We start from the raw sequence: 12,064 nt of genomic DNA on the forward strand, positions 1-12,064 counted from the left end.
TATCCATAAGCACCAAATATGATTATTTATTATAAAAAAGCTGCAAGAAGTAATATCTTCACTTTCTAAAATATTATTGCACTTATATTTTGAAAAGCTTCCTTGACAATAAATTAAAGAGTAAACGTCCCTTTTGTTCTTTTTTATATAAATAAAATGTAATGTGTCATCTACTGCTAATAAATAATATTCTTTAAATGAAAATAAAGAAATATCAATTACATAAAATTTAGATAAAGTTTCTAAATCATTATTTAAAATTTTATAACCAAGTTCATGATTATTTTCATATTTTTAATACATAATATACAAAACATTTTTATTAGAAATATTAATATAAAAAGGAATATCATACTTAAAATATATATCATCTATTGTTTTTATTGAAGATAAATTCCCTTTTTCATCTACAGTTTGAAAAACTATAGTTATTTTATTAGAATTTTTATATATACTATAAAATAAAAATAAATAATTTTTATATAAAATAATTTTGAAATAAACATTAAATATATTCATATTATTATTTTTTGTAATATTATATACTTTCCAATTTACACCATTAAAAGTATACATCATTAAATTTCCATTTAAATCTTCGTATACTATACATATGGTATCGTTTGGTAATATAGCTGCTGAAAAATTCTCTTTAGCTTCTTTTACAAATATATTATATTTAGACCAGATACCGTTTTTATAATTTTTATATATAATGCCTTTATTTCTATCATATTTAAAATTCCATATAGTGCCATCAGACTGTTTTAAAACATACATATTTTTTTTTACTGATATCATTAATTCTATCCTTTCTATACATTTCTCTTTATATAAAATATGCTTAATATTTAATGTTATAACTTATATTTTTATAAAAACTGTAACACATTTTTTGCTACCTTAATATTATAATATCAGATAGCAATTTATTAATTTAAATTAAGGAGATATGTAATGAGAGATATTAAAGAAATTATAAGTGAAATGGAAAGATTAAGCGAAGATGTTGCAGCAACAATAAACGATGAACAATCAAAAGTAACTTCACAAGAAAAAGAATTAAAAGCTTTGGTTAAAGATGCTCCAGCAACTGTAGATCCAGTAATAGGAACATATTGCTGTGTAGTAAATGTTCCTAATGGTTTTAATATACCAGTAACTTCTGCTGAAGATCCAACAGTTCCTGCTGAAAATCAAAATCTTATTTTTAGAACAAGTGAGTTATCCTGCTGTGTTAATCCTATTACTGTTGTATGCTCAGCAGAGGATTGTCCTTCTGGTACATTTGAAGTATCTGCATTTGAAGCAAGACTTGTAGGATGTATTCCATTTATAGCAAATGTTTTTCCTATAACGGGAGTAGAAGAACCTAATGGGAATAGTACAACATGTGAATTAACACCATCTACTACACGCATATGCTGTTCTGGTAATTTTTGCATTAATAGACGTATAGGAGTATATGCAACTGAAGCTGAAGCCAGATCAATTTGCAGCGATTCAGGTCTTATTACATGTAGTAACATAACTGCTGAATTAGTAGCAACTAAATTAACTTTCTGCGAAGCCAATGGCCAAGGTGTTCAATTTTCTATTACTTTTAATTCAGTTTCAGGTAATTGTTAAAAAATAAAATTATTGTAAGAACAACATTAATATAATTTTATAAATAAAAACCATGCATAAATTGGAATAATACCTTTTTATGCATGGTTTTTGTTTATATAAAGAATTTATATTTTGAATAAATATTGTTTTTGTTAATTATTATATTTTTCTCTGCTCATATATTTGCTTTAATGCTTTAACTAAATTTTCTATATCATCAAAAGTGTTAAAATATCCTGGACTAATTCTTACAGTACCCCTATTCATAGTTCCTATAATTCCATGTATAAGAGGTGCACAATGATATCCAGTTCTAACTGCAATTCCATACTTATTTAGCATATATCCAACTTTAGAACTATCTATTCCTTCTATATTAATTGAAACAACTGAAGCTCTATTTTCATAATTTTGAGGTCCATATATTTTTATATAAGAAAGTTTTTTAATTTCATTTAAAAAATATTCTATTAATACTTCTTCATGCTTTTTTATATTTTTTCTTCCAACTTTTTTAATATATTTTACTCCTTCACAAAGTCCAGCAATACCAGGTGTATTTAAAGTACCACTTTCAAACTTATCTGGAAGGAAATCAGGCTGAACCATTAAATTTGAATTGCTGCCTGTTCCGCCATCTTTAAAATTTTCTAATTCAATTCCATCTTTAACATAAAGACATCCTGTACCTTGAGGTCCTAAAAGTCCTTTATGTCCTGGAAAAGCAAGTAAATCAATATTATCTCTTTGCACATCTATAGATAAAATTCCTGCACTTTGTGAAGCATCAACTATAAATATTATATTATTTTCTTTTGCTATCTTTCCAATTTCTTTAATATTTTGTATTGTACCTAAAACATTAGAGGCATGATTAATTATAATTGCTTTAGTATTTTTTCTTATTTCATTTTTTAATCCATTAATATTTATATATCCTGATTGATTTACTCCCAAAAGAGTAAATTGAACTCCATTTTTGCTTAAATAATTTAATGGTCTAAGTACAGAATTATGTTCTATAACAGTACTTATTACATGGTCTCTTTTTTTTAATAAACCTTTAATTGCAATATTTAAAGCCTCTGTAGCATTATTTGTAAAAACTATATTTAAAGGATTAGGTATATTAAAAAATTCACTTATTTCCCCTCTAGTTTCCATAACTTTTTCTGAAGCTTTAATTGACATATCGTGAGAACCTCTCCCAGGATTTGCAGCATAGTTTTCCATACATTTTAAAACTTCCTCATAAACATCAGAAGGTTTTGGAAAAGATGTAGCTGCATTATCAAGATAAATCATAAATACCTCCTAAAAATCAGCATATAATATCACTATATTATATTAAATGTGTAAAACAATATATGCATGTTTATAAATAATAAAAACTACAGCTATAATTATAGCTGTAGTTTTTATTATTTATTTTTCTAATTTTATGAGAGAATTTTTCATTCTTTTTTCTTTTACAAGATCTATACCTTTTTCTATAAGTCTTTGCTGAAGATCAATAGTCTTGTATTTATAACTTTGGAGCTGAAATCTTAGTTCTTTATTTTCATTTTTTAAAATATTTCTTTCATTTAAATATTCTTTGGCAGTTTCTTCCATTATTTGAAGCTGACTAACTAAGTTTTTAACTTCTTCTTCTTTTTCTTTAGAAAATTGCTCGCTTGTCATATTTTTTAATTTTAATTGAAGTTCTGCATTATATTCTTCTAAATATTTGAGTTGTTTTTTTATAGAATTTAATTCCTCTTTTAAGCTTTTTTCCTTTTCTAATAGTTTGTCTACTTTTTCTTGAAGTTCTTCATAAGCTTCATCACATTTATACATATCATCTGCGGCATTTAAAGCAGTAAGAATTGAGGCTGCAGATAAACTTAATTTAGGATTAGCTTCTAAAGTTTCTTTAAGCTTTTTATCTACATACCTAGCTACTTTATGTAAATATTCTTCATTTTCTTCTCCTCTTAAATTATATTCAACACCATTTATAACAACCGTTACAACGTTCATCGGTTCACCCTCTTAAGTTTTTTATATAATTTATCTATATTTTAACATATTTTTGACAGCTATAAAACACTAATTTGAAATTTTATGTTAAATTATATAAAATGCCTAGACTAACTTTATAATTTTTAGTAAGTCTAGGCATTTTTTTAATTATTACTTTGATAAACCAAATTTATTTTTCATATTATATTATATATTTATCTTAATTTAGCACCTAAGTTGTGTTCTAAACTTCTTAGTATTTTATCATGTACTTTATTTACTTCTTTATCAGTTAAAGTTTTATTTTCAAGTCTATAAGTAATTGAGTATGCAACACTTTTCTTGCCTTCTGGTATTTGATTGCCTTTATAAACATCAAAAAGTTTAACTCTTTCAACCATATTTGAGCCTTGTTTTTTAATTATATCTTCAATTTCCTGAACAAGTACAGAGTCATCTACTAATACTGCCAAATCTCTTGTAACAGCAGGATACTTTGGAAGAGGCTTATATTTTTTATTCATATTGCTTGATTTAATTAAAACATCTAAGTTTAATACTGCTATATAGCATCTTTCATCTATTCTATAGTTTTCGCTTACATCAGGATGAATTTCACCTAAAGTTCCTATTAAATCTTTTTTAATATACAAAGCTGCTGTCTTCCCTGGATGAAAAGTAGGATTTTCAGATTCTCTTTTAAAAGAGGCATTATCTATTCCTAATGTATCTAAAATATTTTCCACAATTCCTTTTAAATCTAAATAATCTACATTACCATACATACCTATTGTAATTATATTTTTTTCATCAGGAAGTTTATTAGAATCTTCTTTAGGGATATATACTTTACCTATTTCAAATAATTTAACTTCTTCATTATTTCTTGAATAATTTCTAGCTAAAGCTTCCATCATAGAAGGAATAGTTGTAGTTCTCATTATGCTAAAGTCTTCTCCAAGGGGATTTTTAATAACTACTGCATTTCTTAAAGTTGAGTCTTTTGGAAGTAAAATTTTATCAAAAACTTTTGGACTTATAAAAGAATAACTTATAGCTTCATTTAATCCACATCCTATAAGAGTTTCTACTATTTTATCAGTTAATTTTTGTTTTGTGTTTTTGCCTCCATGTAAAGATATACTATTCATAATAGAAACAGGTATATTGTTATAACCATATATTCTTGCAATTTCTTCAGCTACATCTTCTTTAATATTTATATCACTTCTAAAAGTTGGAACTGTTATAATTAAAGTATCATTGCTTAATACCGTTCTAAGTTCCAATCTATCAAGACATTCTTTCATTTCTTGTCCTTCAATATTTGTTCCTAAAAATTTATTAACCCAGCTTACACTTACTTCAATAACCTTTTCCTTATAAACTTTAGGATATATATCTATTGTACCTTCCATAACTTCTCCACATCCCAAAGTTTCTACTAAATTACAAGCTCTATCAAGTGCAATTTGCGCTAAATTAGGGTCTAAGTCCTTTTCAAATCTGCTTGAAGCTTCTGTTCTTAATCCAAGATTTTTAGAAGATATTCTTATATTAGTTCCATCAAAATTAGCACATTCAAATATAACTTCATTAGTATCTTCTTTTACTTCTGAATTTAGCCCTCCCATTATTCCAGCAATGCCAATTGTTTTGTTTCCATCTTTTATATTTAATACTTCTGAATTTAATGTTCTTTCTATTCCGTCTAAAGTAACAAATTTTTCTCCATCTTCTGCTCTATCAACTACTATAGTGTTAGAAGAAATTTCTCTTCTATCAAAAGCATGCATTGGCTCTCCAAGTTCTAACATTACAAAATTAGTTATATCTACTATATTATTTATTGGTCTAACTCCAGCATCTAAAAGTCTTTCCTGCATCCATGCTGGTGATGGAGCAATTTTAACATTTTTAACTCCTCTTGCCATATACCTTCTGCAAAGTGTATTATCTCTAACCTCTACCTTTAAAATATCATTAATATTTTCTTTTGATGATGCTTTGTAACTTATATCTGGAAATTTTAAAGTTTTTCCTAAAGTAGCAGCAGTTTCTCTAGCTATACCCACAATACTTAAACAATCAGGCCTATTTGAAGTTATTTCAAAATCTATAACTGATTTGTTAAGTCCTAAAACTTCTTTAATATCTTTTCCTATAGGAGTATCTTTTGGAAGTATCATAAGACCGTGAACGTGTTCCTCTCCTGCTATTCCAAGCTCTTCTTCAGAACACATCATACCATTTGAAACTACTCCTCTAAGCTTACCTTTTTTTATTTTTACTCCATTAGGTAAAGTAGAACCATGAAGGGCTACAGGTACAATATCTCCTTCTTTCATATTTTCTGCACCTGTAACTATTTGAAGTTCTTCTCCATTTCCAACATCAAGCTGACAAATAACTAATTTTTCTGCATCAGGATGAGGTTCTATTTTTAGTATTTTACCTGTAACTACATTTTGTATTTCATCTCCAGATGTTATAATTTCTTCTACTTTAGAACCAGAAAGAGTAAGTCTATCTCCTAATTCTTTAACTGATATATCAATGTCTACATAATCTTTAAGCCATTTATATGGTACTTTCATAGTTAATCCTCCTCATAGCAATATTAAATATTTCTGTATTTAGTTTTTATTTTAAATATCTATATAATTAAAACTGATTAGAAAATCTTACATCACTTTCATATAAAAGTCTTATATCATCTATTCCATATTTAAGCATTACCATTCTATCTATTCCAAACCCAAAGGCAAATCCACTATAAACTTCAGGATCTATACCGCAATTTCTCAAAACTTGTGGATGAACCATTCCACAACCTAAAATTTCTATCCATCCGCTTCCTTTACATAATTTGCATCCCTTACCTCCACACATAAAACAAGTTGCATCCATTTCTGCTGAAGGTTCTGTAAAAGGAAAATGATGTGGTCTGAATTTAGTAACTATATCTTCACCATACATTCTCTTAGCAAAAAGATCTAAAGTTCCTTTTAAATCTGCAAAAGTTATACCTTTATCTACAACAAGACCTTCCATTTGATAAAAAATTGGAGAATGTGATGCATCTACTGCATCAGAACGATAAACTTTTCCTGGTGCTATCATTTTAATTGGAGGTTTTTGGCTCTCCATAGTTCTTATTTGAAGTGGTGAAGTCTGTGTTCTTAAAACTACATTATCATTAATATAAAAAGTATCTTGTTCTCCTCTTGCTGGATGATTTTTAGGAATATTTAATGCTTCAAAATTATAATAATCTAATTCAACTTCTGGCCCTTCAACAATGGTAAATCCCATTGATAAAAATATATCCTGTATGCTCTCAAGAGTAAGTGAAATAGGATGCCTTTTACCTAAAACCCTTTTATTTCCAGGCATAGATATATCTATAACTTCTTTTTTTAACTTAAATTCTTTTTCTTTTAGTTTAATATTGTTTGAAGCTTCTTCTATATGCTTTTCTAAAGTTTCTCTAATTTCATTTGCTATTTTCCCTATTATTGGTCTTTCTTCCTTAGAAAGAGCACCCATACCTCTTAATATTTGAGTAAGCTCTCCTTTTTTACCAAGATATTTAACTTTAATATTTTCTAAACTAGCTTTATTTTCAGCTTCATTTAATTCCTTAAGAGCCATTTCTTTTATTTGTTCTAATTTTTCTCTCATATATGATCTTCTCCTCCTAAATTTATTGAATAATTAAAATTTACAATATGATACCCAACTTAATTTAATATTGCAATCTTTTAAAATAATAATACTCCCTCTATTTAGAATAAAATATAAAAAAAAATCCATCCCTATAAGGGACGGATTTTTCCGCGGTACCACCCTAATTGACATAAAAATGTCCTCTTAGATAAATTTAATGGTTTTATCCACCAACAGCTACTATATTTCACTGTCAGAACTCCAAAGTGAACTTCGATGAAAAACTTTTAAAAAGGCTTTCAGTCTATGACCTTTTCTCCCTGAAAAAGTATTCTTCATCTACTCTCTTTTTCATAGTTTTTTATTTATTTATTTTTAATTTACTAAAAAATTATTATTTATATACATTAAACTTCAAAATTTAATAGGTTTATATAGTAAAATAATAATACGATTTTTACTAAAATATATTTTAGTAATTCCAAAACAGTATTTTTTCTTAAAAATAACCACTATATTTTAAAATAAATCAATAATGGACATACTGCTCATTGTATAGACAGTAGGAATTTATTTACAGTTTACTACGGTTTAATAATATTCTATATTTATATTATTTTACTAAACCATATTTAACTTAAATCTTAATCATTTATATATTATAATTTAGCTCTTATATATTGTCAACTTTTGTCTAACTGCTTCAAACATTATAATAGAAGCTGCCGCAGCAACATTTAAAGATTCAGCCCCACCTGGCATAGGAATTTTTACTTTTACATCTGCTAATTCTAAAATTTCTTTACTAACTCCAAAGCCTTCATTGCCTACAGCTATTATTATATTTTGTGTCAAATCTTCTTCGTATAAATTTTTTGAATCTTTTAAAGAGGTTACAATTAACTTAAATCCATTATTTTTTAGTTCTTTAAGCTTAGTAAAATTATCATCTTGAAATATAGGTATATTAAAAATAGATCCCATAGTTGATCGTAGAACTTTTTCATTATAAATGTCTACAGTTCCTTTTGTAAGTATAACTCCTAAAGCTCCAGAAGCATAGGAACTTCTAACTATATTGCCTAAATTTCCAGGATCTTGTACCTTGTCTACTAATATATAAAATCCTTTTTTAGATTCTATTTTAAAATCTTTGTTTTTTACTACAGCTGCAATGCCTTGTGGATTTTCTGTACTGCAAAGCTGTTTTAAAATATTATGGTTAACTACATATACTTTTGTAGAAGATTTTATATTATTTTTAATGCTATAAGTTTCCCATTTATCCAAAATCATTTCACTTATAAAAATTTTGGATACTTCAAAATTAGATTTTAGAGCTTCATCTACAAATCTAAATCCTTCTATTAGAAATTCTTTTTTTTCTAATCTATATTTTTTTTCTTTAAGCTTTTTAGTTTCTTTTATTAATGAATTATCCTTGCTTTCGATGATTTCCAAATATTTCACCTATCTTCCAAAGATGCTTTCAAATCTACTTAATTCTTTAGTTGAACCTATTGCTATAATAGTATCTTCTGGACTTATTAAATCATCCGCTCTTGGTGCTATATTAATTTCTCTATTTCTCTTAATTCCAATAACACTTAATCCATAATTTGCTCTTACATCTATTTCTCTTAAAGTTTTTCCATACCATTCTTCTGGTGCTACAATTTCTGCAATATTATAATCTGGTGAAAGTTCAATATAGTCTAAAATATTAGATGCAAATATATTATGTGCAACTCTAACTCCCATATCTCTTTCAACAAATACTACTCTATCAGCTCCTATTTTATATAGAAGTTTTGCATGCATTTCATCATGAGCTTTACTTATTATATATTTAACTCCAAGTTCTTTTACTATAAGAGTAGCCATTATACTTGCTTGAATATCTGAACCTATTCCTATTACAGCTACATCAAAATTACTTATTCCAAGATCTCTAAGACTTTTTTCATCAGATGTATCTACCTGTGCTGCATGAGTTACATAATCTGATATCTCTCTTACTGCATCTTCATCAGAATCTACTGCCAGTACCTCATTTCCAAGTGAATAAAGTGTTTTTGCAACTGAAGATCCAAAATTTCCAAGACCTATTACAACAAATTGTTTCTTACGCATATTTTCCTCCCAAAACTTTTAAGAATGCTGAAAATTTAAAATTTTAGTATCCTTAAATTTCATAAAATTATTATATATGATTAACCTACAGTAAGCTGTAGATTAATTTTCAATATGAAATTTATATATATTGGTCAATATTTAATAAAAAAACTTTTGTGAGATAATCATTATATAAGTTTAAATTTTAATACAACCATTTTAATAAAATAATAATTACTCTATGATAAAAGTAAACTATATTAAATTAATTAATATTATCCAACTAATATTTTATCTTCTGGATATTTGATTGTATTTTTGCTGCATTTTCTAGCTATTGCAAGAACTATAGTAAGTGGTCCAACCCTTCCGCAAAACATTGTAAATGAAATAATTGCTTTACCTATGGTTGTTAATTTAGTAGTAAGTCCTAATGTTAACCCTACAGTACCAAAAGCTGATGTAACTTCATAAATAATATACTCAAGAGATGCTCAATTGATAAAATCATACTTACAGTTATAATTAGCCCAATTCCTATTATAGTAATTGCAAGAGCTCTATATATAATTTCTTTTCCTATTCTTCTTTTAAATATTTCTGTATCATCTCTTCCTTTTACAACTGAAATAACTGTCATAACTAAAATTCCAGCTGTCGTTGTTTTAATTCCACCTGCAGTAGAACCTGATGAACCTCCAATAAACATTAATATTACAGTAAGAAATCTTCCTGCTGGTGTCATATCACTTGTAGATATAGAATTAAATCCTGCTGTTCTAGGTGTAATAGAAGCAAATAATGAAGATAATATTTTGCCTTTAAATGACATAGGTGCAATTGTTGCAGCATTATTATGTTCAAACAAGAACATCAAAATTGCTCCACCTAATATTAAAATAGATGTTACAGTTATAACTAATTTAGAATGTAATGAAAATCTTTTTTGTTTTCTATAATTAAATATCTCATACCAAACATAAAAACCTAATCCACCACTAGCTATAAGAAAAGAAATTGTTAAAATTATCACTGCATTATCAGCATAAACAGTAAGACTTCTAAATTGACCAATTAGATCAAATCCAGCATTACAAAAAGCTGATATTGAATGAAATATACTAAAATATATACCTTTAGCTAATCCATAATCAGGGATAAATACTGTAGAAAGTAAAAGTGCTCCTACACTTTCTACAAAAAATGTAAAAATCAAAACATGTTTAGCTAGTTTAACAAGCCCTTGCAGCGAAAAAGCATTCATAGCTTCCTGCATAACAAGTCTTTCTTGAAGAGTAATCCTTTTGCCTATAACTAAAGAAATTAATGTAGCAAAGGACATAAAGCCTAATCCTCCTATTTGAATTAAGCATATAATAACAGTTTTCCCAAAATAACTCCAATAAGTTCCAGTATCTAAAGTTACAAGCCCTGTAACACATACTGCAGAAGTAGAAGTAAATAATGCATCTATAAAAGGAGTTTGATTACCTGAATTTGAAGATACAGGCAATGTCAAAAGTATAGCTCCTATTAGAATAACCAAAGCAAACCCTATTGTTAAAATTTGGACAGGTCTAAACTTTATATCCTTGTAAAAATTGATTTGCATATTAGCACCTCTTATAATAATAATGTGAATATAATTATTTATTATATTCATTTATATATGTATTTTAAATATATATGTATTTAAAATATAATATCATATATTATATGATATTATTAACCCACAATAAGCTGTAAATTAATTTATACTATACAGTTTATAATTTTCTAAATTTTTATTGCTTATATAGTGGTTAATATTTATAGTAGGTCAATATTTAATAAAAGACTTTTTATAAGATAATCATTATATTAATATATTAATAAATTTTTTAGAAGTATAGCCGAATACTTAATTTTAAATTATAAAATAAGTACCCGGCTAAAAAAATATACTATAAAATTATAAATATTAATTTCTTAATTATTGTTTATTAATAATTATCATTATACTATTAATATAAAAATTTACAACATATTTAATATAAATTTTTATATTAATTAAATAAGAAAAATTTATTATTGATTTAATGATTTTTTAGCAGTTTCAACTAATTCACTGAAAGCTTTTGGATCATTTATAGCTATTTCTGAAAGCATTTTTCTATTTATATCAATTCCTGCAAGTTTAATTCCATTCATAAATTTTGAATAAGATAATCCGTTCATTCTTGCAGCAGCATTTATTCTTGCTATCCAAAGTTTTCTAAAATCTCTCTTTTTTAATTTTCTTCCTACATATGCATTTCTAAGTGCTCTTATAACAGTTTCATTAGCTGTCTTAAATAGCTTGCTTTTTCCACCATAATATCCTTTTGCAAGCTTAAGTACTTTTTTATGATATTTACGAGCGTTCATAGCTCTTTTAACTCTTGCCATTTAAAAAAACCTCCTCCTAGTGCATTAATATTATAGATATGGTAATAATTTTTTCATTGATTTTTCTTGAGCAGCTGCTACATAATCAGTTTTTCTAAGATTTCTTTTTCTTTTAGAGCTTTTCTTTGTTAATATATGGCTCTTAAATGCTTTAGCTCTTTTAAGCTTTCCACTTCCTGTTTTCTTAAATCTTTTAGCTGCACCTCTATGTGTCTTCATTTTAGGCATAGTAAAATTC

Annotated in this window: 10 protein-coding genes, 1 pseudogene and 1 other annotated feature; of the genes and pseudogenes, 1 reads left to right on the top strand and 10 read right to left on the bottom strand. The window is 26.5% G+C overall.

Features of this window, described 5'->3' with window-relative positions; translation table 11 throughout:
• Nucleotides 1-294: 294 nt before the first annotated feature.
• Nucleotides 295-801, bottom strand: coding sequence for a hypothetical protein (locus EGD97_RS03030; RefSeq protein ID WP_127836472.1), 507 nt, complete (start codon nt 799-801; stop codon nt 295-297).
• 156 nt (nt 802-957) lie between these two features.
• Here EGD97_RS03030 and EGD97_RS03035 point away from each other — a divergent pair, with 156 nt between their 5' ends.
• The gene (locus EGD97_RS03035) at nt 958-1,629 is read left to right on the top strand and encodes a hypothetical protein (protein WP_127836473.1); all 672 of its coding nucleotides are present in this window, start codon (nt 958-960) and stop codon (nt 1,627-1,629) included.
• A gap of 141 nt (nt 1,630-1,770) precedes the next feature.
• On the opposite strand, the gene EGD97_RS03040 is transcribed toward EGD97_RS03035, so the two are convergent.
• From EGD97_RS03040 to rpmI, 9 genes and pseudogenes are all read right to left on the bottom strand, one after another.
• On the bottom strand, nt 1,771-2,916 hold the full coding sequence (locus tag EGD97_RS03040) for an aminotransferase class V-fold PLP-dependent enzyme (RefSeq protein WP_127836474.1): 1,146 nt from the start codon (nt 2,914-2,916) through the stop codon (nt 1,771-1,773).
• Between the two features lie 120 nt (nt 2,917-3,036).
• On the bottom strand, nt 3,037-3,633 hold the full coding sequence (gene zapA, locus EGD97_RS03045; RefSeq protein ID WP_078682356.1) for a cell division protein ZapA: 597 nt from the start codon (nt 3,631-3,633) through the stop codon (nt 3,037-3,039).
• Nucleotides 3,634-3,830: 197 nt separating this feature from the next.
• The gene (pheT, locus tag EGD97_RS03050; protein WP_078682357.1) at nt 3,831-6,212 is read right to left on the bottom strand and encodes a phenylalanine--tRNA ligase subunit beta; all 2,382 of its coding nucleotides are present in this window, start codon (nt 6,210-6,212) and stop codon (nt 3,831-3,833) included.
• 67 nt (nt 6,213-6,279) lie between these two features.
• Nucleotides 6,280-7,299, bottom strand: coding sequence for a phenylalanine--tRNA ligase subunit alpha (pheS, locus tag EGD97_RS03055; RefSeq protein ID WP_127836475.1), 1,020 nt, complete (start codon nt 7,297-7,299; stop codon nt 6,280-6,282).
• Between the two features lie 136 nt (nt 7,300-7,435).
• Nucleotides 7,436-7,648 (bottom strand) — a binding site (T-box leader).
• 302 nt (nt 7,649-7,950) lie between these two features.
• Nucleotides 7,951-8,739: a TrmH family RNA methyltransferase gene (locus EGD97_RS03060; RefSeq protein WP_205693946.1), complete on the bottom strand. Its 789-nt coding sequence runs from the start codon at nt 8,737-8,739 to the stop codon at nt 7,951-7,953.
• Between the two features lie 15 nt (nt 8,740-8,754).
• Nucleotides 8,755-9,417: a potassium channel family protein gene (locus EGD97_RS03065; protein ID WP_078682360.1), complete on the bottom strand. Its 663-nt coding sequence runs from the start codon at nt 9,415-9,417 to the stop codon at nt 8,755-8,757.
• 257 nt (nt 9,418-9,674) lie between these two features.
• Nucleotides 9,675-11,011, bottom strand: a pseudogene (locus EGD97_RS03070) (TrkH family potassium uptake protein).
• Nucleotides 11,012-11,466: 455 nt separating this feature from the next.
• Entirely contained in the window at nt 11,467-11,826 is a 360-nt protein-coding gene (gene rplT, locus EGD97_RS03075) for a 50S ribosomal protein L20 (protein WP_078682362.1), read from the bottom strand.
• A gap of 30 nt (nt 11,827-11,856) precedes the next feature.
• A complete protein-coding gene (rpmI, locus tag EGD97_RS03080) occupies nt 11,857-12,054 on the bottom strand; it encodes a 50S ribosomal protein L35 (RefSeq protein ID WP_078682363.1) in 198 nt (65 codons plus the stop codon).
• Nucleotides 12,055-12,064: the final 10 nt, after the last annotated feature.

The organism is Clostridium prolinivorans (assembly GCF_004011155.1).
Lineage (GTDB): Bacteria > Bacillota > Clostridia > Clostridiales > Clostridiaceae > Clostridium_AT > Clostridium_AT prolinivorans.

Bases quoted from the DNA above. Each gene is read 5' to 3' on its own strand.
- EGD97_RS03030 (WP_127836472.1), bottom strand. From the start codon at position 801: ATGATATCAGTAAAAAAAAATATGTATGTTTTAAAACAGTCTGATGGC.
- EGD97_RS03035 (WP_127836473.1), top strand. From the start codon at position 958: ATGAGAGATATTAAAGAAATTATAAGTGAAATGGAAAGATTAAGCGAA.
- EGD97_RS03040 (WP_127836474.1), bottom strand. From the start codon at position 2,916: ATGATTTATCTTGATAATGCAGCTACATCTTTTCCAAAACCTTCTGAT.
- zapA (WP_078682356.1), bottom strand. From the start codon at position 3,633: ATGAACGTTGTAACGGTTGTTATAAATGGTGTTGAATATAATTTAAGA.
- pheT (WP_078682357.1), bottom strand. From the start codon at position 6,212: ATGAAAGTACCATATAAATGGCTTAAAGATTATGTAGACATTGATATA.
- pheS (WP_127836475.1), bottom strand. From the start codon at position 7,299: ATGAGAGAAAAATTAGAACAAATAAAAGAAATGGCTCTTAAGGAATTA.
- EGD97_RS03065 (WP_078682360.1), bottom strand. From the start codon at position 9,417: ATGCGTAAGAAACAATTTGTTGTAATAGGTCTTGGAAATTTTGGATCT.
- rplT (WP_078682362.1), bottom strand. From the start codon at position 11,826: ATGGCAAGAGTTAAAAGAGCTATGAACGCTCGTAAATATCATAAAAAA.
- rpmI (WP_078682363.1), bottom strand. From the start codon at position 12,054: ATGCCTAAAATGAAGACACATAGAGGTGCAGCTAAAAGATTTAAGAAA.